Origin of the sequence: Mesorhizobium sp. WSM4989 (genome assembly GCF_029625795.1) — a bacterium.
GTDB lineage: Bacteria > Pseudomonadota > Alphaproteobacteria > Rhizobiales > Rhizobiaceae > Mesorhizobium.
On sequence record NZ_JARTVN010000001.1, the window covers coordinates 1,765,902 to 1,789,107 of the forward strand.

Consider the following 23,206-nt stretch of genomic DNA (forward strand, 5'->3'; position numbering starts at 1 on the left):
ATCCCTATTCGCTGTTTTCATTTGCCCGAGCCGGCGATCTGGTCGCCGTCGCGGGTCAGGTAATAGGCAAAGAGGATCGGCAGCAGCGTCACCAGCACGACGACCATGGCGACGACATTGGTGACCGGACGCTGCCGCGGTCTGATCAGTTCCTCCAGCATCCAGATCGGCACGGTCTGCTGCTGGCCGGCGGTGAAGGTGGTGACGATGACCTCGTCGAAGGACAGCGCGAAGGCCAACATGCCGCCGGCAAGCAGCGCGGTTGCAATGTTGGGCAGCACGACATGCCTAAACGTCTGAAAACCGTCGGCGCCGAGATCCATCGAGGCCTCGATCATCGAGCCTGAGGTGCGGCGAAAACGGGCGACGGCATTGTTGTAGACGACGACCACGCAGAAAGTGGCGTGGCCGAGCACGATCGTCCAGAACGAGAACGGGATGTCGGCGAGCGCAAAAGCCGAGCGCAGCGCGATGCCGGTGATGATGCCGGGCAGCGCGATCGGCAGGATGACGAGCAATGAAATCGCCTCGCGGCCGAAGAAGCGCGTGCGCGAAACCGCAGCGGCGCAGAGCGTGCCAAGAACCAGCGCGATCGCGGTCGAAATGGCAGCGACGCGGATCGACAGCGACAGCGCCTCCCAGACATCCGGCCTGTTCCAGGTGACGGCGAACCATTGCGTGGTCAAACCCGGTGGCGGCCACACAAAACTCTTCTCTTCGGTGGTGAAGGCATAGACGAAGATCAAAAGGATCGGCAGATGCAGGAAGAGCAGGCCGCAGGCGGCGGCGATCTTCAGCCCGAGCGGAGCGGATTGGCCGCGATCAGAGCGCATCGAAAGCTCCCATGCGCTTGGCGCCCCACAGATAGAAGCCCATGATGACGATGGGCACCACGGTGAAGGCGGCGGCTAAAGGAATGTTGCCGGCGGTGCCTTGCTGCGAATAGACGGCCTGGCCGATGAACAGGCGCGAGGTGCCGATGATCTGCGGGATGATGTAGTCGCCCAATGTCAGCGAGAAGGTGAAGATCGAGCCGGCGACGATGCCCGGCAGCGCCAGCGGGAAGAGCACGTTACGAAAGGTCTGGCCGGGCGAGGCGCCGAGATCGGACGAGGCCTCGACGAGGTTGCCGGGGACGCGTTCCAGCGCCGCCTGCACAGGCAGGATCATGAACGGCAGCCAGACATAGACGAAGACGATGAAGGTGCCGGTGAAGGAGACCGACAGCGAGTTGCCGCCAACGATCGGCAACGACAGCCAGGCCTCGAGCAGCCATAGCAGGCCGAGCTTGCCTAACAGCCAAGTGAGAATGCCTTCCTTGGCGAGGATCAGTTTCCAGGCGTAGATCTTGACCAGATAGCTCGACCAGAGCGGCAGCATGACGCCGAGATAGAACAGCGCCTTCCAGCGGCCGCGCGCATAGCGCGCCGCGTAATAGGCGATGGGGAACGCGATGACCGCGGAGGCGAGCGTCACGAGCGCCGCCATCGTCACCGTGCGCAGGATGATGTCGAGATTGGCGGCCTGGAACAGGTCGCCATAGGTCTTCAGCGTGAACTCGCGGTTGATCAGGCCGGAGAACTCGTCGATCGAGAAAAAGCTCTGCAAAAGCAGCGCGAAAAGCGAGCCTATATAGACGATGCCCAGCCACAGAAGCGGCGGCAGCAGCATGAGCAGCAAGAGAAGTATCGGCCGGCGCCAGAAGAGGTCGGAGAGCGCCCCGCGCATGCCGCCGTTGCCGGGCAGGATGGCGGGCACGGGCTTGGATTGAACAGCGGCGATTGTCATCGCGCCGCACCGACGATCAGATCGACGGCGGCAAGGCCGAGATCCTTCACACCTCCCTCTGGCCTGCCGGCCATCTCCCCCGCGAGGAGGGAGATCAGCAGCTCGTCTGCCCCGCCAGTTCTGCAACGCCGAAGATTGGCGAAGCGAGCGGCGAGAGCCAATCTCCCCCCTTGCGCGGGAGATGTCCGGCAGGACAGAGGAGGGTGCTTTGCACAATCCTCAATCATGCCGGCTCGTCCATCAGATGCAGGTGCTCGCGATTGAAGGTGAGCATCACCGCCTCGCCTTCGGCAGGGAGCGCGGTCCCCGCCGGCACCATGGCATGCAGCCTCAGCCCATCGGCATCGAGCGCCAGCCTTGTGGTGGCGCCGAGATAGTTGGTCCCGACCAGACGCGCGGCAACACCATCGCCGCTCGTGGCGCCCGATACGCGGATGGATTCAGGCCTGAGGCTGCCCCAGCGATGCTGGCCGGAATAGCGCTGCACGAAATCCGGCGGCAGCACGTTGGACGAGCCGACGAAATCGGCGACGAAGCGCGTCCTCGGCCGCTGGTAAATGTCCTCCGGCGTGCCGACCTGCATGATTCTGCCGTCGTTGAAGACGGCAACACGGTCGGCCATGGAAAGCGCTTCGCCCTGGTCGTGAGTGACGAAGACGAAGGTGATGCCGAGCACCTTCTGCAGCGACTTCAGTTCCTCCTGCATGTTCTCGCGCAGCTTGAGGTCGAGCGCGCCGAGCGGCTCGTCGAGCAGCAGCACTTTGGGCTGGTTGACGAGCGCCCGGGCAAGCGCGACGCGCTGGCGTTGGCCGCCGGAGAGTTGGCCGGGGCGCCGGGCCCCATAGCCCGGCAGGCGCACCAGCGAGAGCGCCTCTTCCGCCGCCTTCAGCCGTTCGACCCTGCCGACGCCCTTGACCATCAGCCCGTAAGCGACGTTGTCGAGCACGTTCAGATGCGGGAACAGCGCGTAGTCCTGGAAAACGGTGTTGACGTTGCGGCGATAGGGCGGAACGCCTTCGGCCCGCTCGCCGAAGATGGAGATCGAGCCGGCCGTCGGCTGCTCGAAGCCGGCGATCAGTCTGAGGCAGGTCGTCTTGCCGGAACCGGACGGCCCGAGCATGGCGAAGAACTCGCCCGGCGCGATGTCGAGATCGACCGCATCGACGGCGCGCACGCTGCCGAAATGGCGCGAGACTTGTTTAAAGGAAACGGCGGAGGTCATGATCTGTCCTGAAGGTTCAGGCTCTCAAATTCGGGCGTCTGTGCTGCCCCTCGTCCGCCTGCCGGCACCTTCTCCGCGTGAAAGACGGGGAGACGGGACAAACTCCAGCGCTGGCGACCCCCTCTCCCCGTTCTTCAAGGGGAGAGGGTAAGGGTGAGGGGCAGCGCCAACTTCTAAAGGCTAGGCGAACTCACCGCCCACCGATGACGCCGATATAGTCCGACACCCAGCGGTAATAGGGCACGCACTTGTCATTCTGGCTGGCGCATTTCGAGATCGGCGTCTTCCAGAACTTGATCTTCTCGAAATTGTCGTAACCGTTGGTCTTGCAGCCCTCGTCGCCGAGCAGTTCATTGCCCTTGCAGGCGGCGGGCACGACCGGCAGCGAGCCGAACCAGGACGACACATCGCCCTGGACCTTGGGCGAGAGCGAGTGCTCGAGCCACATATAGGCGCAGTTCGGATGGGCGGCGTCGGCTTCCATCATGGTGGTGTCGGCCCAGCCGGTCACGCCCTCCTCCGGCACGGTCGAGGCGACCGGCTTCTTGGCGGCGATCAGCGTGTTCACCTGATACGGCCACGAGCCGGAGGCGACGACGCCTTCGTTCTGGAAATCGTCGACCTGGATCGCGGCGTCATGCCAGTAGCGGCCGACCAGGGTGCGCTGGGTGCGCAGCAGATCGAGCGCCGCCTTGTACTGGTCTTCGCTGAGCTCGTACGGATCCTTGATGCCCAGTTCCGGCTTGTGGAACATCAGGTAGTTGGCGGCATCGGCAATATGGATCGGGCCGTCATAGGCCTGGACACGACCCTTGTTCGACTTGCCGTCGGGCAGCTTCATCTCCTCGAAAACGACGTTCCAGCTCTTGGGCGCTTCCTTGAAGACGGTGGTGTTGTACATCAAGATGTTCGGGCCCCACTGGTAGGGGACGCCGTAATGCACCTTGTCGACGGTGAACCAGGGCGCGTCCTTGAGACGGTCGTCGATCGTCTTCCAGCTCTTGATGAGGTCGGTGTTGATCGGCTGCACGCGCTTGCCGGCGACGAGGCGCAGCGAAGCATCACCAGAAGCCGTCACCAGGTCGAAGCCGCCCTCGTTCATCAGCGAGACCATCTCATCCGACGTATTGGCGGTCTTGACGTTGACCTTGCAGCCGGTCTCCTTCTCGAAGGCAGACACCCAGTCGTAGTTCTTGTCGGTCTCGCCACGCTCGATATAGCCCGGCCAGGCGACGATATTCAGCTCGCCCTCGCCCTTGCCGACTTCCCTGACCTGGGCGATCGCCTGACCCGAGAAGGTCAGCGCAACCGTCAACGCCGTGCATGACTTCAGGAATGCATTCATCATCGATCTCCCATTTTGGCGCATGGCCCCGAAACCGATCCGGTTTTCAACAAGGATCACACGCAAACCTGAACGCCAGAGCTCCCATCACCCCGGCAGCCGCGCTCCCGAGCGGCTTTGTTCCCTGAGCGAAAAGTGCGGTGAAAATTCCGGTTTCGCAAATCCATTTATCAGAAAGCCGATATCGGATTTTCCGATACTCTTTCCGACGCCATTCCGGACGGAAGGTTGCGGCGAAGTGGCCGAGCCCAACCGTTCACACTTTGCTGGAATCGCTCTGATCAGAGCCGCTGCCGGACCATGCGCTGCGACTGGGCAAGTCCGATAAAGTCGCGGGCAGCCTGCGGCAGGCTGGAACCGCGGCGCCAAACCATGCCGACCTGGACGACCGGAAGCGAGCCGGAGATATCGCGGGATTCGATGCGGTCGCCTTCCAGCGACCAGGGACGATAGACGAGATCTGGCAGCAGCGCCACGCCGGCGCCGGTGGCGACGAGGCTGCGCACGGCCTCGACGGAGCGGGTGCGGAAGGCGACATGCGGTCTCGCACCCAGCGCCGACAGCAGCTTGCCGGTGTTCTCCTCGATCTCGTCGACGGTCAGCATGATCAGCGGTTCGGAAGCGATGTCGCCGATCGAGATAATGTCGGCGCTGGCGAGCTTGTGGCTGAGCGGCAGCCAGAGCCGATAGGCCGAGACTTCGAGGATTTCCGACTGCAGCGCGGTGCGATCGCGCAAATTCGACGTGACCATGACGGCGATGTCGAGCTTGCCGCCGACCAGCAGATGCTCGAGATAGTCGCCATTGTCCTCGATCGCCGAGACTTCGACGCTTGGATAGGCGCGGCGGTAGCGAGCCAGCAGATCGGAGAGCACGTAGCCGGCAACAAGCGAGGTGACCCCGAGCTGCAGCCGCCCGCCCGCGGTGAGTTGATCGCCTAGGAAGGCGCGGCGCGCATCGGAGACGTCGGCCAGGATTTTCGTCGCGTGGCGCAGGAACTGGTGCCCCTTATGGGTGATGTTGAGGCCGCGCGGGTGGCGGTCGAATAGCTCGACGCCGAGATCGCTCTCCAGCTCCTTGATCGCCTCGGTGACCGAGGATTGCGAGATGGAGAGGTTCTGCGCGGCGCCCGAGACCGTGCCCTGCTCGGCGACGGCGACGAAGAACTGGAGCTGGCGGATGGTGAAGGCCATGACCCGACTAAACACCGGCGCGGCCGGGAAGGAAAGCCGTTGGCGCATCCGGCGCTAGGCCATCGCAATGCTGAGACGCGCGCCGGCCTGGCTGAGCGCGGCGGCGATGTCGCGCGGCGGCGGCTGGTCGGTGGCAAGCTCGGAGAAACCGTCGAAGCCGCAGACCTGAACCAGGCCCTGCCGGCCGAACTTGGTATGGTCGGTGACGACCAGCGAGCGTTGCCCGCGCGACAACACCATGCGGGCGAATTCCGCCTCCTCCAGCTCGTAGTCGGTCAGGCCGGCGACGGCGTCGACCGCGCCGATGGAGATCACAGCGTGGCTAACCGAGAAGCGGCTTACGAATTCGATCGCCGCGACTCCGAGGGCCGCGCCTGAATCGCTGCGCAGCTCGCCGCCGGCCATATAGACCTTGTTGCCGTTCACCGTCGCCAGCGTACGGGCGATGTCGGACGAATTGGTGACCACCGTCAGGCGGCGATGGCCGAGCAGTTCGCGCGCCAGGAAGGACGTGGTGGTGCCGGTGTCGAGCATGATCGACTCGCCGTCGCGGATGGTGGCCGCGACCATGCGGGCAATCAGACGCTTTGCCTCGGCATTCTCGCGCATGCGGCGCTCGAACGGCGCCTCGCCTGTCATCGACGGCAGGCTGACGGCGCCATGCATCTTGAGCAATGCCCCGTCATCGGTCAACGGTTTCACGTCGCGCCTGACCGTCTCCAGCGACACGCCCAGGCGCTCGGCCAGGCTGGCGATGGTGATCGTGCCCTCCTCACCGAGGAGCCGCAGGATCTCGCCGTGCCGTTTCGAGTGGATCATGTGGATGTCCGGGATTTTGACCGATTCTACGGCATTCCTAACGCTTTTAAAGGAATTGCTCATATTTTCGGGCAAAACACCCAAAAAAGGTCACAGCTTTTTATTGACAGCAACATCACGCTGGCGTGAGATTGTTGTCGTGACAGGCTCGGAACTGCCACAGGAGGGTGATGGCAGAGCCGCAATCGACTGACCAGATTTTCTGGAACGTGCCTGACGCGAGCTTTTTTCGAATCCGCGGGGGCGGATGCCGGGATCCTAAGCCTGGCCAAGGGGCTCGTCGGTGTGGTGAGGGATATCAGTCCCGGCATCCCGCACCGACGAGGCCTTTCTTTTTTCTCTCATCGCTTTGTGAGAGACCGGCGCTTTGTCGTAAGCCGGCCGAAGCAGGACCGAACCCGTGAGCGCCGCCGTAACCACCGAAGACCGCATCCGCGCTCTGCCCTGCTGGAGCGGCGGCATCGAGATCGAGCCGCTGCCGGGCGGCCTCAGCAACGCCAACTATGTCGTTACCGACGCCGCCGGCCGGCACGTGGTGCGCTTCGGCCAGGACTTCCCGTTCCACCATGTCTTTCGCGAGCGCGAGGTGATGACGGCGCGCGCGGCGCATGCGGCCGGCTTCGCGCCGGCCGTGCACTACGCCGAGCCCGGAATTCTGGTGACCCAGTTTCTCGGCGCCAGGACCCTCCTTGCCGAGGATGTGCGCGCCGATCTCGGCCGCGTGGCGGCGCTGCTGCGGCGCTTTCACCGCGAGATGCCGAACCACGTCTCCGGCGCCGGTTTCATGTTCTGGGTCTTTCATGTCATCCGCGACTATGCGCGCACGCTCGAGGAAAGTGGCAGCCGCAAGAAGGACGAGCTGCCGCGCTATCTCGCTTTAGCCGACGAGCTCGAACGGGCGCAGAAGCTTTTGCCGATCGTCTTCGGCCACAATGATCTTTTGCCGGCCAACATCCTCGACGACGGCAAGCGGCTGTGGCTGATCGATTTCGAATATGCCGGCTTCAACACGGCCATGTTCGACCTGGCCGGGGCCGCCTCGAATGCGGGCATGAGCGACGAGGAATCCTTCGCCTTCCTGACCGCCTATTTCATGAAGGAGCCGGACAGCGAGATCCGCCGCTCGCACGCGGCCATGCAATGCGCCTCGCTGCTGCGCGAGGCAATGTGGAGCATGGTCTCCGAGATTTATCTCGACGCGCCCGGCATCGATTACGTCGCCTATACCGAAGAGAACCTGGTGCGGCTCGACGCTGCACTGGAAAACTACCGGACGAGATACGGGACAAGATCATGACTTTGCCCAGCCATGCCGGGATCGTGGTCATCGGCGGCGGCATCATCGGCTGCTCGACCGCCTATCATTTGGCGCGCGACCACAAGGCCGACGTGGTGCTGCTGGAGCAAGGCAAGCTGACCTCGGGCTCGACCTGGCACGCGGCCGGACTGGTCGGGCAGCTGCGCTCGTCGGCCTCGATAACCCGCGTGCTCAAATATTCCGTCGAGCTCTATAAGGGGCTCGAGGCCGAAACGGGACTGGCGACCGGCTGGAAAATGACCGGGTGCCTCAGGCTCGCCACCAACGCCGATCGCTGGACCGAGTTCAAGCGATTGGCGACGACGGCAAAAAGCTTCGGCATGGACATGCAGCTGCTGTCGCCCGCCGAGGTGAAGCGCATGTGGCCGCTGATGGAAACCGGCGACCTCGTCGGCGCCTCCTGGCTGCCGACCGACGGTCAGGCCAGCCCCTCCGATATCACCCAATCGCTCGCCAAGGGCGCGCGCATGCATGGCGCCAAACTGTTCGAGGACGCGCGCGTCACCGGATTCGAGATGACGGGCGGACGCATCACCGCGGTGAAGACCGAAAAGGGCGACATTGCCTGCGACAAGGTGGTGAACTGCGCCGGGCAATGGGCAAGGCAGGTCGGCGCGATGGCCGGCATCAACGTGCCGCTGCAGCCGGTCAAGCACCAGTACATCATCACCGAGAAGCTCGAGGGGCTGGCCAACGACGCGCCGACAATCCGCGACCCCGACCGCCGCACCTATTTCAAGGAAGAGGTCGGCGGGCTGGTGATGGGCGGCTATGAGCCGAACCCGCAGGCCTGGACGACTGAGCCCCCCGGGGGCGACGTGCCCAACGACTGGGAGTTCCGCCTGTTCGATGATGATTACGACCACTTCGAGCAGCATATGGCGCAGGCGATCGAGCGGGTGCCGGCGCTGGCCAATGTCGGCGTGAAGCAAATGATCAACGGGCCGGAGAGCTTTACCCCGGACGGCAATTTCATCCTTGGTGTCGCGCCCGAATGCGCCAACATGTTCGTCGGCGCCGGCTTCAACGCCTTCGGCATCGCGTCCGGCGGCGGCGCCGGCTGGGTGCTGGCGCAATGGGTGGTCGACGGCGAGGCGCCGCTCGACCTCTGGGTGGTCGACATCAGGCGTTTTTCCAACCTGCACCGCGACCGGCAATGGGTCTGCGACCGCACGCTCGAGGCCTATGGCAAGCACTACACCATCGGCTTCCCGCATGAGGAATATCTCTCGGGCCGGCCGCGCATCGTCTCGCCGCTCTATGAGCGGCTGAGAGAGCACCGCGCCGTGTTCGGCTCGAAGCTCGGCTGGGAGCGGCCGAACTGGTTCGCGCCCGACGGCGTAGAGCCGGAAGACATCTATTCAATGGGCCGGCAGAACTGGTTCGAGGCGGTCGGCGAGGAACATCGGCATGTGCGCGAGAAAGTCGGCATCTTCGACCAATCCTCCTTTGCCAAATATGAGATGACCGGGGCCGATGCGCTGAGGGCGCTCGACTGGATCTGCGCCAACGACATCAACAAGCCGGTCGGCCGGCTGACCTATACGCAGCTTCTCAACACGCGCGGCGGCATCGAAGCAGACCTCACGGTGGCACGGCTCGGCGAGGACAGGTTCTACATCGTCACCGGCACCGGTTTCCGCACGCATGATTTTTCGTGGATCGGCGACCATCTCGGCCAGGGACTCGACGCGGCGCTCAAAGACGTGACCGAGGATTTCGGCACGCTGTCGCTGATGGGGCCACGTGCCCGCGACGTGCTGTCGGCGGTAACGGGTGCGGATGTCTCCAACGCCGCCTTCCCCTTCGGCCACGCGCGCGAGATCGACATCGCCGGCCACACCGTGCGGGCGCTGCGGGTGACCTATGTCGGCGAGCTCGGCTGGGAGTTGCATGTGCCGATCGCCGCGACGGGCGAGATTTTTGATGCCCTCATGGCAGCCGGGAATGGCATCCGCCCGGTCGGCTACCGGGCGCTGGAATCGCTGCGGCTGGAAAAGGGCTATCGCGCCTGGGGGGCGGACATCACGCCGAACGACACGCCGCAGGAAGCGGGCCTCGGCTGGGCGGTGAAGCTCAGGAAGAACAACGACTTCATCGGGCGGCGGGCGCTGGAGAAAGCGGCCGGCCAGCCGCTGGCAAAACGTTTTGCCGGCTTCACGGTCGACGATCCGGACGTCGTCCTGGCCGGACGCGAGACGATCCTGCGCAACGGCCAACCGGTCGGCTATCTCACCAGCGGCGGCTATGGCTATACGGTGGAGAAGAACATCGGCTATGGCTATGTGCGCAACGCCGATGGCGTCAGCGACGACTTCCTCGCCTCCGGCGCCTATGAACTGGTGGTGGCGATGGAGCGCACGCCGGCACAGATCCATCTCGAGCCGATGTACGATCCGGCCGGAGAAAAGATAAAGGCTTAAGCGAGGAAAGCGGTCAGCCGACGCGCAGCACGAGGCCTCTGCTTGGCACCGCATCGCCCTCGCCGGGCATCGACGCGTAAGGCCGTGTCTCTTCAAGCCGGGTTATGACGTCCTCCGCTTCGAGCACGGCGATCCGCTCGGCAAAGCCGGCCTGCCAGAGCGTGTTCTTGATCGTCAGCACGATGATGCCGCCTGGACGGCAGATGCGGATCAGTTCGTCCAGCCCCTCGACGCCGACATGGCCGGAGGTGAAGACGCCCGCCGAAACGATGCCGGCATAGGCGCCGTCCGCGAAAGGCAGGGCGCCGCCCAGCGCCAGACGATGCAGCGCCGTGTAGACGCCCTTGGCGCCGGCCTTGTCCAGCATGCCTTGCGAGATGTCGAGCGCCTCGACACGAGGATAGCCGGTGATTGCGAGCCATTCGCCGATCAGCCCGGTGCCGGCGCCTGCGTCGAGCACAGGTTCCGCGCCGCGCGGCAGATGGCGGGCCAGCAGGGCCAGGCAGATGGTCGGATGGCGATAGCCGGCCGCCGACATATCGGCGTCGTAAGTTTCGGCCCAGCTATCGTAGATTGCGGCCACCTCGTCCGGCCGTGTTGCGGCATAGGCCGCGCTTAGCGCGCTGTTGTGCTTGCCGTCCGCCATTGCCGCTCCCGCCGCCGATTCGTGTCGGCCATGGTAGCCAAGCGGCAAAAACTGTGGAACCGTTCCGCCATAAACATGGCGTGATGGTTAAGGGGGTGACGATGGAAGAGGCGCGCGCGGCGCTGGCCGCCATTCCGGCGCTTGCCGGATACAAGGGGCCGCTGGAGCGGCTGGGCGGCCTTACCAACCGTGTCTACAAGGCCGGCGAGGTCTGCCTGCGCATTCCCGGCAAGGGCACGGAGGAATATATCAACCGCGCCAACGAGGCGGTGGCGGCGCGCGAGGCGGCCAAGGCCGGCGTCAGCCCGGAGGTGCTTTTTGCCGACCCCGCATCCGGCTTGATGGCAACGCGCTTCGTCGCCGACGCCGAGACCATGTCGCCGGAAAAGTTCAAGGCCAGGCAGGGAAGTCCGGCGCGCGCGGGCGCAGCCTTCCGAAAGCTGCATTCGTCCGGCGCGGTCTTCCCCTTCCGCTTCGAGCTGTTTGCGATGATCGACGACTATCTGAAAGTGCTGTCGACCAAGGATGTGGTCCTGCCGCCCGGCTACCACGACGTGGTGCGCGAGGCGGGCAGCGTGCGCGAAGCATTGGTCACGCACCCGATCCAGCTTGCTGCCTGCCACTGCGATCCGCTCTGCGAAAACTTTCTCGATACCGGGGAGCGGATGTGGATCGTCGACTGGGAGTACTCCGGCATGAACGATCCGTTGTGGGATCTCGGCGACCTCTCGGTCGAAGGCAAGTTCGACGCCGGCCAGGATGAAGAGCTGATGCGCGCCTATTTCGGCGGCGAAGCAAGGCCGGCCGAGCGCGGCCGCGTCGTCATCTACAAGGCCATGTGCGACCTGCTCTGGACGTTGTGGGGGCTGATCCAGCTCGCCAACAACAACCCGGTCGACGATTTCCGCGCCTATGCGGACGGACGCTTCGCCCGCTGCAAGGCGCTGATGGAGACGCCCGAGTTTTCACGCCACCTCGCTGCTGTGCGAGAGGGGTGAGCGCAGGCCTGGATCCTAGTTGACGCCTTTCGGCACGTTTTCCGGCGGCACGACGGTCTCGACCACCTTCTGGCGATGGAAGATGAAGATGCCGGCGAGCACAACGATGGCCGAGCCGGCGAGTATCCGCGGGCTCGGCACATCGCCGAAGAAGACCAGGCCGAAGACAATGGCCCACAGCAGCAGGCTGTAATGCAGCGGCGCAAGCGTTGACGCCGGCGCCAGTTTCAGCGCCCGGGTGATCATCAGATGGGCGGCGCAGGAAACGATGCCGAGCAAAAGCATGGCGCCGAAATCGAGCGCCGACGGCGTGCGCCAGGCGCCGATCGCCAGCGCGCCGCCGACAATCAACGTGCCGATGGTCTGCCAGGTGACCAGCGTCGTGTCACTCGTTCCGCGCAAACGCCGGCCGAGAATGATGGCGAAGCCGAAGGCAATGCTGCCGATCAGCGCATAGGCCGATGACAACGAAAACGCGGCCGACGATGGCTTCAGGATGATCAGCACACCGCAGAAGCCGACCAGGATCGCCAGCCAGCGCCGCCAGCCGACCTTCTCGCCGAGCAGGAGATGCGAGAGCGCGGCGACATAGATCGGTCCGGCCATGTAGAAGCTCATCACGTCGGCGAGCGGCAGATAGACGACCGCGGCATAGAACAGCCCGGTATCGAGCGTGGTCGCCGCGACGCGCAGGACCTGCAGCACCGGCCTTTCCACCTGAAAAAGCTTGCCTGCGCCCTGGTTGGCGATCATCGGCCCAAGCACCAAGAAGGCGCCGATGGAGCGAACCAACACCACCTGACCGACCGAGAAGGAAGCGACCAGCCATTTGCCCATCGCGTCGTTGAGCGCGAACATGAAGTCGCCGGCCAGCATCAAGAGAATGCCGGCGAGCAGGACATTCTTGATCGTGAGATTGCGGGCGAGGAACTGGGCCATGCCCGGCTCCCTACTCGCAATCTGTCGCTTTGAGGAGGGAAATTCGAACGATCCGTAAGACCAGCGGCGGAAATCGGCTGGCGCTACGCGGATTTGTGCCTGCGGTTGACGCTCTCCGGCCGACCGGCAATCGACAGCCGCGTCTCCTGTCGGGTCCGTTCGGCTACCACCTTGCCCTTGGCGATGACACAGAGGCGCTCGGGGCGCAGGCGGACGGCCTCGATCGGATTGCCGGCGTCGAGCACGACAAGGCTCGCCCGCTTGCCGACGGCCAGACCGAGATGATCAAGCCCCATGATGGCGGCGTTGACGCTGGTGACCATGTCGAAGCAGCGCGTCATGTCGGCCGGGCTCGACATCTGCGCGACATGCAGGCCCATGAAGGCCACGTCGAGCATGTCCGCCGTGCCCAGCGAATACCATGGGTCGAGCACGCAGTCCTGGCCCCAGCCGACGCGGATGCCGAGCGCCAGCATCTCCTTCACGCGGGTCAGGCCGCGCCGCTTGGGGAAAGTATCGTGGCGCCCCTGCAGCATGATGTTGATCAGCGGATTGGGGATCGCAGAGACGCCGGCCTCGGCGATCAGCGGCAACAGCTTCGAGACGTAGTAATTGTCCATGGAATGCATCGAGGTGAGGTGCGAGCCCGCCACCCTGCCCTGCAGGCCGAGGCGCTGCGTTTCATAGGCAAGCTGCTCGATGTGGCGCGAAAGCGGGTCGTCTGTCTCGTCGCAATGCATGTCGACCATCAGGCCGCGCTTCGCCGCGATCTCGCAGAGCTCCGTCACCGAGCGCGTGCCATCGGCCATGCTGCGCTCGAAATGCGGGATGCCGCCGACGATGTCGACGCCCATATCCAGCGCCCGGATTGTGTTTTCGCGGGCCGTCGGCGAGCGATAAAACCCGTCCTGCGGAAAGGCGACAAGCTGCAGGTCGAGATAGGGCGCGACCGTTTTCTTCACGTCCAGCAGAGCTTCCACGGCAAGCAGCCGGTCGTCGCAGACATCGACATGGGTGCGGATGGCAAGCAGGCCCATCGACACCGCCCAGTCGCAATAGGCGAGCGCGCGGTCGCGCACCGCCTCATGCGTCAGGAGCGGCTTCAACTCGCCCCAGAGCGCAATGCCTTCGAGCAGCGTGCCCGAAGCGTTGATGCGCGGAATGCCATAGGAGAGCGTGGCGTCCATATGGAAATGCGGATCGACGAAGGGCGGCGAGACGAGATTGCCGCGCGCATCGACCTCGCTCCGAGCTGCGCCTTGCAACTGAGGCTCGATCGCGGCGATGGTTTCGCCAGCGATGCCGATATCGGCGATCCTGCCGTCCGGCAGCGTGCCGCCGCGCACGATGAGGTCGAAATCCATGTCGTCATCCCTTTGGTAGAAATCAGCGTTATCGTGATCGGAAAGGCGGCCCGCCGCAGCCGTTTCTTCCCTGCCGGCGTTTCCTCCGGCGCCAACTCGCTCTATAAGCCGCCTCTCGCCCCCGTGGCGAATCCGAAATTTGATAAGCCAGACACAGGATCGGCCGTTTGTTTCGCTTCTTCCGCTCGACGGAGAACCAGCGCCTTGTCGCAAGGCTGGTACGAGAATCTTTCCGGGAGCATAAATTCGGCTATGGCGCGGCCATTGTGTCGATGCTGGTGGTGGCCGCCATGACGGGGGCAAGCGCATGGATCCTGAAGGAGATCACCAACGAATTCGTGGTCTACAAGAGAGCGGATCGCGTCAACCTGATCGCGGCCGCGGTCGCCGCTATCTTCGTCCTCAAGGGCCTGGCGACCTTCGTTCAGGCCTATTTCATGAGCCGGGTCGGCAATGCCATCATCGCCGATAGGCAGCGAAAGATCTATGACCGGATCCTGGCGCAAGGCATCGAATTCTACCATTCGACCTCGTCGTCCGACCTGATCACCCGCATGACCAACAACGCCCAAGCCGCGCGCACCGTGCTCGACCTCGTCGTCACGTCCTATGTGCGCGATCTGGTGACGTTGATCGTGCTGGTCGCAGTGATGGTCTGGGAGCAGCCGGCGCTGTCGCTGATCTGCTTCGTCGTCGGACCGGTGGCGATCTACGGCGTCAACAGCATTCTCAAGCGCGTGCGCCAGATCGCCAAGATGGAATTCCGCTCGCTCGGCCAGATCGTGCATGTGATGCAGGAAACGGCAATCGGCGTGCGCGTCGTCAAATCCTTCAATCTCGAAGGCGCGATGCGCAAGCGCATGTACAAGGCCGTGTCGGACGTCCAGAACCGCGCCAACAACATCGCGACGCTCGAGGCAGCCACCAGCCCGGTGATGGAAACGCTTGCCGGTCTGGCGATTGCCGGCGCAGTCTTCATCAGCGGCTTCTTGGTGCTGCAGGGCGGCCAGATGCCGGGCAACATCATGGCCTTTATCGGGGCGCTGCTGCTCGCTTATGAGCCGGCAAAGCGGCTGGCGCGCGTGCGCATCTCGCTGGAGACCGGCATCGTCGGCGTGCGCATGATGTTCCAGCTTGCCGACCGGCCGCTGACGCTGGCCGAAAAGCCCGGCGCCAAGCCGCTGCAGCCGGGCCCGGGCGAAATTCGCTTCGACAATGTCAGCTTCGCCTATCCCGAGAGCCCGCCGGTTTTCGAACAGCTCAACCTGACCCTGGCGGCCGGCAAGATGACGGCGCTGGTCGGACCTTCCGGCGGCGGCAAGTCAACGATCCTCAACCTGATCATGCGCATGTACGACCCGCAAAGCGGCAAGGTCATGTTCGACGGCCAGGACATCTCCTTCGCCACGCTCGATTCACTCAGGCAGAAGATTGCCTATGTCAGCCAGGACACGTTCCTGTTCGCCGGCACCATCATGCACAACATACGTCTCGGGCGTCAGGACGCGACCGACGAGGAGGTGATCGCCGCGGCCAAGGCCGCCAACGCGCATCACTTCATCAGCGCCATGGTCAAGGGCTACGAGACGGAGGTGGGCGAGAACGGCTCGTTGCTGTCCGGCGGCCAGCGCCAGCGCATCTCGATCGCGCGCGCCATGCTGCGCAATGCCGAGATCCTGCTGCTCGACGAGGCGACCAGCGCGCTGGACGCCGAGTCGGAAGCGCTGTTCCGCGACGCGCTGCAGCAACTCACGGTCGGACGCACGACCATCGTCATCGCGCATCGGCTGTCAACGGTGCATCAAGCCGACACGATCGTGGTGCTGGAAAACGGCAAGGTGCTGGAAAGCGGCCCGCACAAGTCCCTGCTCAAACAGGGCGGACTCTATCAGAAGCTTTATGAATATCAGCTGATGCCGTGACGCCGGCGCTTACCCTCCCCGTTATGGGGAGGGTCGCTGCGCAGCAGCGGGGTGGAGGTGCGGCGCCGACCGACCCGGACCTTCGGTCCGACCTCCCCACAGAGGGGCCCACAAGGGGGAGGTAGGGGGGCGCTGCCCGACTTATTCCGGCACTTTCCTGACAGCACCTTTGTCGGCGCTGGTGGCGAAGGCGGCGTAGGCGCGCAGCGCCGTCGTCACCTTGCGCTTGCGCTTTTCCTCAGGCTTCCAGGTATCCGCGCCCTTGGCCGCCATAGCCTTGCGGCGGGCGTCGAGCTCGGCTTCGCTGACGGCGAGATGGATCTTGCGGTTCGGGATGTCGATCTCGATCGTGTCGCCTTCCTGAACCAGGCCGATCAGCCCGCCCTCGGCGGCTTCCGGCGAGACGTGGCCGATCGACAGACCCGACGTGCCGCCGGAGAAGCGGCCGTCGGTGATCAGCGCGCAGGCCTTGCCGAGGCCCTTCGACTTAAGATAGCTGGTCGGGTAGAGCATCTCCTGCATGCCGGGGCCGCCGCGCGGCCCCTCATAGCGGATGACGACGATGTCGCCCGCCTTGATCTCGTTGCCGAGGATCGCCTTGACGGAAGCGTCCTGGCTTTCGAAGACGCGGGCCGGACCGGTGAATTTCAGGATCGACTCGTCGACGCCGGCCGTCTTCACGATGCAGCCGTCGAGCGCCAGATTGCCCTTCAACACGGCGAGGCCGCCATCCTTCGAGAACGGCGTCTTGGCCGAGCGAATGACGCCCGTCTCGCGGTTCGTGTCGAGATCCTCCCAGCGGCGATCCTGGCTGAAGGCGACCTGCGTCGGCACGCCGCCGGGCGCGGCGCGGAAGAACTCGCGCACATTCTCTGCGGAAGTGCGGGCGATGTCCCAATGGTCGAGCGCTTCGCCCAGCGTTGCGGTGTGGACTGTCGGCAGATCGCGGTTGATCAGCCCGGCCTGGTCGAGCTGGCCGAGGATCGCCATGATGCCGCCGGCGCGGTGAACATCCTCCATGTGCACGTCGGACTTGGCCGGCGCCACCTTGCAAAGCACCGGCACTTGGCGCGACAGCCGGTCGATATCCTCCATGGTGAAGTCGACCTCGCCCTCATGCGCGGCAGCCAGGATGTGCAGCACCGTGTTGGTCGAGCCGCCCATGGCGATGTCGAGGGCCATGGCATTCTCGAAGGCTCCCTTGGAGGCGATGCTGCGCGGCAGCGCGCTGTCGTCCTCCTGTTCGTAATAGCGCTGCGCAAGATCGACGATCAGATGGCCTGCCTCGACGAACAGCCGCTTGCGATCGGCATGGGTGGCCAAAGTCGAGCCGTTGCCGGGCAGCGAGAGACCCAACGCTTCGGTCAGGCAGTTCATCGAGTTCGCCGTGAACATGCCCGAGCAGGACCCGCAGGTCGGGCAGGCCGAGCGCTCGATCACCTTGACGTCCTCATCTGAAATTCGGTCGTCGGCCGCGGCCACCATGGCGTCGACGAGGTCGAGCGCCTGCGCCTTGCCGCCCAGCACCACCTTGCCGGCTTCCATCGGGCCGCCGGAGACGAAAACGGTCGGGATGTTGAGGCGCAGCGAGGCCATCAGCATGCCGGGCGTTATCTTGTCGCAGTTGGAGATGCAGACCATGGCGTCGGCGCAGTGCGCATTGACCATGTATTCGACGGAATCGGCGATCAGCTCGCGCGACGGCAACGAATAGAGCATGCCGTCGTGACCCATGGCGATGCCGTCATCGACGGCGATGGTGTTGAACTCCTTGGCGACGCCGCCGGCCTTCTCGATCTCGCGCGCGACGAGCTGGCCGAGATCCTTCAGGTGCACATGGCCCGGGACGAACTGGGTGAAGGAATTGACCACCGCAATGATCGGCTTGCCGAAATCACTGTCCTTCATGCCGGTGGCACGCCACAGGCCACGGGCGCCTGCCATGTTGCGGCCATGGGTGGTGGTGCGGGAACGGTAGGCGGGCATCGGTATTCCTTGCTGGCTGGCGGCGCTCAAACGTGGCGCGGCGGCGCTGTATTTCAGTCGGCAGCGGTTATAGCGGCCAAGGTTCGGCCTTGCCACAATTTTGCGCTGCGCCACGATTCTTCAGGAAATTTGAAAAATGCTGTCGGATCGCGCCGCGCCGAGCCGTCCTTGAGGCAGACGGTACGAAAGCCGCGCCAAATCGCCGGCGCGCCGTTGATGATGAGCCAACCTGAACAAGTCGGAGGAGCAAGATATGCAGAAGATCACCACCTTCCTTTGGTTCGACGGCCAGGCCGAGGAGGCCATGAACCACTATGTCGCCATCTTCAAGAATTCGAAGGTGCTTAGGGTCACGCGCTGGCCCAAGGGCCATCCCCAGGAAGGCCAGGTTCTGGTCGCCTCGTTCGAGCTCGACGGGGTGCAGTTCCAAGCCCTCAACGGGGGGCCGCAATACAAGTTCACCGAGGCGATGTCGCTGTCGATCGACTGCAAAACGCAGGAAGAAGTCGATTATTTCTGGGCCAGACTCACCGAAGGCGGCGGCGAACCGGGACGCTGCAGCTGGCTGAAGGACAAGTTCGGCGTTTCCTGGCAGGTCGTGCCGGAGCAGCTGCCGCGCCTGCTTCAGGACCCCGACAGAGCGAAGGCCGGGCGCGTGATGTCGGCGATGATGCAGATGGGCAAGATCGACATCGCCACGATCGAGGAAGCGGCGAAGGGGTGATTACGCGTGAATAGTGAATGGTAAATGGTGAGGGTGCCCGACTACTATTCACTATTCACTATTCACTATTCACCACAATCACGCCGCCTTGTCGCGGACCTGATAGTCCTTGACCGCGGCGAAGCGGATCGCTTTCCAGCGCTCGGCCTCGTAGTTGAGCGAGAAGGCGTGCTGGGCGAGGAAGACCGGATCGTTGTCGAGGTCGCGGGCGATGTCGCCGCGATGCGCCTCGATAAAGCGCTGGACATCCGCCCTGTCGTCGGCCGAGATCCAGCGGCAGACGGAGAAGCGCGACATCTCGAAATCCACCGGCAGCGTGTATTCGATGTTAAGCCGCTCCTTCAGAACATCGAGCTGCAGCGCGCCGACAACGCCGACGATGGCCGGCGAGCCGTCCTCAGGCGAGAACAGCTGCACGACGCCCTCCTCGGCCATCTGATGCAGCGCTTCCTTCAGCTTCTTGGCTTTCATCGCATCGCCGAGGCGGACACGGCGCAGGATTTCCGGCGCGAAGTTCGGCACGCCGCGGAACAGGATCTCCTCGCCCTCGGTCAGCGTGTCGCCGATGCGCAGAGTGCCGTGATTGGGAATGCCGACGACGTCGCCGGCGAAGGCCTCGTCGGCGGTGACGCGGGTGCGGGCGAAGAAGAATTGCGGCGCCGAGAGGCTCATCGGTTTGCCGGTGCGCACCAGCTTGGCTTTCATGCCGCGCTCCAGCTTGCCGGAGCAGACGCGGACGAACGCGATCCGGTCGCGATGGTTGGGGTCCATGTTGGCCTGGATCTTGAAGACGAAGGAGGTCATCTTCCCCTCGGTCGCCTCGACCGTGCGTTCATCGGCTGCCTGGGCCCGCGGCGGCGGCCCGTAGGCGCCGAGCGCCTCGATCAGGTCGCGCACACCGTAATTGCGCAGCGCCGAGCCGAAATAGACCGGCGTCAGATGGCCTTCGCGGAAGGCGTCTATGTCGAGGGGTCTGCACGCTTCCCGCGCGAGCTCCAGTTCCTCGATGAAGTCGTTGCGCTCGTTTTCCGGCAAAAGCCCGGCGACGCGGTTGGAATCCGGGCCGTTTACGGGCGTGCGCTCCTTCTCGTCATCGCTCCGGCGCACCGCGTTCTGCGCCAGGTGATAGGTGCCCGAAAAGGTCTTGCCGCGGCCGATCGGCCAAGTAACCGGTGCTGTGTCCAGCGCCAGCTTCTGCTCGATCTCGTCGAGGATTTCGAACGGATCGCGGCTCTCGCGGTCCATCTTGTTGACAAAGGTGATGATCGGGATGTCGCGCAGCCGGCAGACCTCGAACAGTTTCAGCGTGCGCGGCTCGATGCCCTTGGCGGCGTCGATGACCATGACGGCCGAATCCACCGCAGAGAGTGTGCGGTAGGTGTCGTCGGCGAAATCCTCATGGCCGGGCGTGTCGAGCAGGTTGAAGACGTTGTCGTCATATTCGAAGGTCATCACCGAGGTGACGACCGAGATGCCGCGCTCGCGCTCGATCTTCATCCAGTCGGACCGGGTCTGGATGCGATCTTTCTTGGCCTTGACCTCGCCGGCAAGCTGGATGGCGCCGCCGAACAGAAGCAGCTTTTCGGTGAGCGTAGTCTTGCCGGCATCGGGGTGGGCGATGATCGCGAAAGTGCGGCGGCGCGAAACCGCCTGTTCGATGTCTTCTGCCAATTTTTGGAATCCTGTCTGTGGCGCGGGCTTCTAGCAGCGCATTTTGGGCGTGTCGACAGTTTCGGGCAGACCGGCACGGCCGAACAGCGTAGTCGATGTGGCCTGACAGGAACCTTAGGCCGTTCAGGTTCGCTCGCGATGACGGTCCTGGCGGCCCAACCGGGTAGCTAAACGTATCTCCGCCCCCTCGATGCCGATGTCGCGCAGCAGATAGTCCGGCAATTCGTCCAGCGTGGCCCGACCCCTGCGATTTCGCAGGATGCGCGCAAGCACGCCTCCGCCGGAACGGCAGGTTTCGAAGATTCAACGAGGAACCGTCCGAGCGCGGAGTGGTTGGCCGCAAGCTCCTGTCCAAGGATGGTCATGGTTTATCCTCCTCTGTTTGAACGATGGAATCGGGAGGGCCAGACCTGCCCTCCCGAAGGTTTGGCCGACAGAAGATCAGGATCGATCGTGCTCGCAGCTGGCCTGCAGGCACTTCACGATCGGTCGCCCCGTCAGGCGGCGGCGTATGCCGTCGTCGGATCGAACAGGCGCTTCACCTGCGTGATCTTGGTGGCCGGGAAGCCGCTCATCTTGGCGTGGCGCTGAATGATCGCCTCGTCCTTGGCGAGGTAGACGCAGAAGGTCTTGTCATCCGCGACGAAGGATTCGACCCACTGAATGTCCGGGCCGAGCTCGGCGAGAACGGCGTTCGAGGCCTTGGAGGCGTCGCGAAGCTGCTCGCGCTCGAAGGTGCCGACTTTGGGAATTTCACGTTCGATGATGTATTTCTGCATTTCGCAATCTCCTTGATCTTGGGTTCAAATGCCTCCGGACGCTCGACCAGATTCGGTGCCGGTGACATCCCCGGGGCCGCTGAGCTAAACTGCAGCTTGGCTCGCCGGGCAGACGGAGAATTGCGCAAGAGGCGGCCGACAGTCCTTACGCCGTCCTTATCTTCTTCCGATCCTTTGCCTAGTGCCGTTACAGGATTGCTGCCGATGGGAACTTATTGCTTCGGCGACTTCGAGCTTAATCAGGACGCTCGCTCCCTTCGTCTCGCCGGAAGCGAGATCGAGGTGCAGCCCCTGGTCTTCGATTTCCTCGCCATCCTGCTGCGGCACCGGGACCGGGCCATGAGCAAAGACGAATTGCTTGAAACGCTATGGCCGGGCGTGACAGTGACGGAAGCTTCGTTGCAGCGCGTGGCAAGCCTTGCCCGCGGCGTTCTTCGCCAGGGCGGCATGGAAACGGCGCTGCGCAACCTGCCCCGCTTCGGCTACCGGATTTGCCTCGACCAGCCGCCCATTTCGGCGAACGGGCCAGCCAGCGCGGGTGGCAAGCCTTGGAGCCCCGGTTCGCCTATTCTGTCGGCGCGCGCGGCTGTTGCTGCCAGGAAATGGCACGAGGCCGCGGCCTGCTTTAGCGAAGCGGAGGCCGCTGGCGAGCTGCTGACGGCCGATCTTGAGGAATGGGCACTTGCGCTGGAGTGCATGGGCCGCCCGGCTGAAGCCATCCCGCTTCTGGCGCGCGCGGTGACTGCCTACGGCGTGGCCGGCGAGCGCTTGCGAGCGGCGTCCCCGGCAATCGGCCTGGCCAGGGTTCATCTGGAGAGAGGGGAACTTGCCGTCGCCAAGGGCTGGCACAAGCGGGCGGCGCAGCTGATCGATGGCGCAACCGACAGCAGGGAGCACGGCCTGTGGTGCTGGATGGGAGCGCGCATCATGGGCGCGGAAGCCGAGCCGGAGCAGGCGCTTGCGCTTGCCGAACAGGCTTTCGCGGTTGGCAGGGATCTCGAAGATCCGGTCGTGGAGTCGCTCGGGCTGATCTATCGCGGTTTTTTCAAGCTCTGCCTCGGTGAGACCAAATCCGGCCAGGAGGACCAGGATTTCGCCGCCGCGCTCGGCCTCTCCAGCGACGTGGACCCGGTCGTCGGCGGCATTCTCTACTGCAACATACTTTGGGCCTGCCGGAATTTTGGCGACTGGGCGAGGGCCAACCAATGGACCCTCGGCTATGAGGACTGGTGCAGGGGACATGGGCTTGAGGATCTGTCGGGCTCCTGCCGGCTGCATCGCGCCGAAGTGCTCGGCGTTCACGGCACGCTGAGGGAGGCTGAGGCGCTGGTACGCGCCGCGCTCGACCAGCTCGCCGTCGACGCCCCCTGGGCGACGGGCGATGCGCTGCGTGTCTTAGGTGACATTCATCTGGCCGCCGGAGATCTCACCGAGGCGGAAACAGCCTATCGTGCGTCCCATGCCGCCGGCTGGGATCCGCAGCCCGGACTGGCGCTGCTGCAGTTGGAGCAAGGCCAGGCCGAGGCCGCCTTCAGCGCTCTCGAGCGCTCCCTGGTCGGAAACGGCTGGCCGACGCTGCAGCGGCGAGGCATGGTCCTTGCCACTCTCGCCAAGGTGGCGGCGCGCACCAATCGTCTCGAGCGCGCAAAAGAAGTTATCACCGAGCTGGAGAGCCAGCCGCAGCGCTGGCCGATGGCCTCCATCCGGGCGCTGTCCGCCGAGGCCAAGGCTGAACTTTTCATACGGGAAGACCGCCCCACCGAGGCTGTTCGGGAGCTGCAGACCGCATGCTCGCGCTGGAGCGAGGTCGGCTCGCCGGTCAATGTCGCCGATGCCAGGCTTGCGCTCGCGGCGCTGCTCATTCAGCTCGGCGATCGTTCCGGCGCGGAGCTGGAGCTCGGCACAGCGTTGGCGTTAGCGAAGAAGGTCGACTCTTCACGGCTCACGCGGCGCTGCGAAGAGCTGAAGGGCCTGGTTGTCGGGACGCAGAAGATAGCGATGGGCGGCGCGTAGCCGCTTCTCGCTTGAGGTCTGGCCGGCGCGATGGCATGACGGGGAAATCTCCTCTG

Annotated in this window: 20 protein-coding genes; 7 read left to right on the top strand and 13 right to left on the bottom strand. The window is 64.3% G+C overall.

Features of this window, described 5'->3' with window-relative positions; genetic code table 11:
* Nucleotides 1-17 precede the first annotated feature (17 nt).
* The 7 genes from P9217_RS08540 to P9217_RS08570 all read right to left on the bottom strand — a co-directional run bounded on the left by P9217_RS08540 (nt 18) and on the right by P9217_RS08570 (nt 6,367).
* Complete coding sequence (locus P9217_RS08540) at nt 18-833, bottom strand: ABC transporter permease (RefSeq protein ID WP_067003601.1); 816 nt, start codon at nt 831-833, stop codon at nt 18-20.
* Nucleotides 823-1,728 (bottom strand): ABC transporter permease, encoded by a 906-nt coding sequence (locus P9217_RS08545; RefSeq protein WP_206519861.1) that lies wholly within the window; start codon nt 1,726-1,728, stop codon nt 823-825. The genes P9217_RS08540 and P9217_RS08545 overlap by 11 nt, the downstream gene beginning before the upstream one ends.
* Before the next feature lie 56 nt (nt 1,729-1,784).
* The gene (locus tag P9217_RS08550; RefSeq protein WP_278086222.1) at nt 1,785-1,949 is read right to left on the bottom strand and encodes a hypothetical protein; all 165 of its coding nucleotides are present in this window, start codon (nt 1,947-1,949) and stop codon (nt 1,785-1,787) included.
* A gap of 62 nt (nt 1,950-2,011) precedes the next feature.
* Nucleotides 2,012-3,010 carry an ABC transporter ATP-binding protein gene (locus tag P9217_RS08555; RefSeq protein WP_095824287.1) on the bottom strand — a complete coding sequence of 333 codons (999 nt, stop codon included), beginning with the start codon at nt 3,008-3,010 and terminating at the stop codon, nt 2,012-2,014.
* Between the two features lie 190 nt (nt 3,011-3,200).
* A complete protein-coding gene (locus tag P9217_RS08560) occupies nt 3,201-4,355 on the bottom strand; it encodes an ABC transporter substrate-binding protein (protein WP_127240067.1) in 1,155 nt (384 codons plus the stop codon).
* 281 nt (nt 4,356-4,636) lie between these two features.
* Complete coding sequence (locus tag P9217_RS08565; RefSeq protein ID WP_067003593.1) at nt 4,637-5,548, bottom strand: LysR substrate-binding domain-containing protein; 912 nt, start codon at nt 5,546-5,548, stop codon at nt 4,637-4,639.
* 54 nt (nt 5,549-5,602) lie between these two features.
* Nucleotides 5,603-6,367 carry a DeoR/GlpR family DNA-binding transcription regulator gene (locus P9217_RS08570; RefSeq protein WP_128371344.1) on the bottom strand — a complete coding sequence of 255 codons (765 nt, stop codon included), beginning with the start codon at nt 6,365-6,367 and terminating at the stop codon, nt 5,603-5,605.
* 4 nt (nt 6,368-6,371) lie between these two features.
* On the opposite strand from P9217_RS08570, the gene P9217_RS08575 reads away from it, so the two are divergent.
* The 3 genes from P9217_RS08575 to P9217_RS08585 all read left to right on the top strand — a co-directional run bounded on the left by P9217_RS08575 (nt 6,372) and on the right by P9217_RS08585 (nt 10,108).
* On the top strand, nt 6,372-6,560 hold the full coding sequence (locus P9217_RS08575; RefSeq protein ID WP_127214944.1) for a hypothetical protein: 189 nt from the start codon (nt 6,372-6,374) through the stop codon (nt 6,558-6,560).
* Nucleotides 6,561-6,767: 207 nt separating this feature from the next.
* Nucleotides 6,768-7,664: a phosphotransferase family protein gene (locus P9217_RS08580; protein WP_278086221.1), complete on the top strand. Its 897-nt coding sequence runs from the start codon at nt 6,768-6,770 to the stop codon at nt 7,662-7,664.
* The gene (locus tag P9217_RS08585) at nt 7,661-10,108 is read left to right on the top strand and encodes an FAD-dependent oxidoreductase (RefSeq protein ID WP_278086220.1); all 2,448 of its coding nucleotides are present in this window, start codon (nt 7,661-7,663) and stop codon (nt 10,106-10,108) included. The genes P9217_RS08580 and P9217_RS08585 overlap by 4 nt, the downstream gene beginning before the upstream one ends.
* A gap of 13 nt (nt 10,109-10,121) precedes the next feature.
* Here P9217_RS08585 and P9217_RS08590 read toward each other — a convergent pair whose 3' ends face one another.
* On the bottom strand, nt 10,122-10,754 hold the full coding sequence (locus tag P9217_RS08590; RefSeq protein WP_067324354.1) for a class I SAM-dependent methyltransferase: 633 nt from the start codon (nt 10,752-10,754) through the stop codon (nt 10,122-10,124).
* 95 nt (nt 10,755-10,849) lie between these two features.
* Here P9217_RS08590 and P9217_RS08595 point away from each other — a divergent pair, with 95 nt between their 5' ends.
* Nucleotides 10,850-11,752: a phosphotransferase family protein gene (locus P9217_RS08595; RefSeq protein WP_156751062.1), complete on the top strand. Its 903-nt coding sequence runs from the start codon at nt 10,850-10,852 to the stop codon at nt 11,750-11,752.
* A 15-nt stretch (nt 11,753-11,767) separates the two neighbouring features.
* Here P9217_RS08595 and P9217_RS08600 read toward each other — a convergent pair whose 3' ends face one another.
* Nucleotides 11,768-12,691 (bottom strand): DMT family transporter, encoded by a 924-nt coding sequence (locus P9217_RS08600; RefSeq protein WP_067324352.1) that lies wholly within the window; start codon nt 12,689-12,691, stop codon nt 11,768-11,770.
* 83 nt (nt 12,692-12,774) lie between these two features.
* The gene (locus P9217_RS08605; RefSeq protein WP_127247565.1) at nt 12,775-14,055 is read right to left on the bottom strand and encodes an amidohydrolase family protein; all 1,281 of its coding nucleotides are present in this window, start codon (nt 14,053-14,055) and stop codon (nt 12,775-12,777) included.
* A gap of 167 nt (nt 14,056-14,222) precedes the next feature.
* Here P9217_RS08605 and P9217_RS08610 point away from each other — a divergent pair, with 167 nt between their 5' ends.
* The gene (locus P9217_RS08610; RefSeq protein WP_278086219.1) at nt 14,223-15,977 is read left to right on the top strand and encodes an ABC transporter ATP-binding protein; all 1,755 of its coding nucleotides are present in this window, start codon (nt 14,223-14,225) and stop codon (nt 15,975-15,977) included.
* A gap of 141 nt (nt 15,978-16,118) precedes the next feature.
* Here the strand turns inward: P9217_RS08610 and ilvD are convergent, their stop codons facing one another.
* Nucleotides 16,119-17,963 carry a dihydroxy-acid dehydratase gene (gene ilvD / locus P9217_RS08615; protein ID WP_278086218.1) on the bottom strand — a complete coding sequence of 615 codons (1,845 nt, stop codon included), beginning with the start codon at nt 17,961-17,963 and terminating at the stop codon, nt 16,119-16,121.
* 253 nt (nt 17,964-18,216) lie between these two features.
* Between ilvD and P9217_RS08620 the strand changes: the two genes are divergently transcribed.
* A complete protein-coding gene (locus P9217_RS08620) occupies nt 18,217-18,687 on the top strand; it encodes a VOC family protein (RefSeq protein ID WP_278086217.1) in 471 nt (156 codons plus the stop codon).
* Between the two features lie 78 nt (nt 18,688-18,765).
* On the opposite strand, the gene P9217_RS08625 is transcribed toward P9217_RS08620, so the two are convergent.
* Nucleotides 18,766-20,358, bottom strand: a complete 1,593-nt coding sequence (locus tag P9217_RS08625; RefSeq protein WP_095780207.1) for a peptide chain release factor 3 — start codon at nt 20,356-20,358, stop codon at nt 18,766-18,768.
* 497 nt (nt 20,359-20,855) lie between these two features.
* On the bottom strand, nt 20,856-21,137 hold the full coding sequence (locus tag P9217_RS08630) for a DUF4242 domain-containing protein (RefSeq protein WP_067003570.1): 282 nt from the start codon (nt 21,135-21,137) through the stop codon (nt 20,856-20,858).
* A 204-nt stretch (nt 21,138-21,341) separates the two neighbouring features.
* Here P9217_RS08630 and P9217_RS08635 point away from each other — a divergent pair, with 204 nt between their 5' ends.
* A complete protein-coding gene (locus P9217_RS08635) occupies nt 21,342-23,150 on the top strand; it encodes a winged helix-turn-helix domain-containing protein (RefSeq protein WP_278086215.1) in 1,809 nt (602 codons plus the stop codon).
* Nucleotides 23,151-23,206 lie beyond the last annotated feature (56 nt).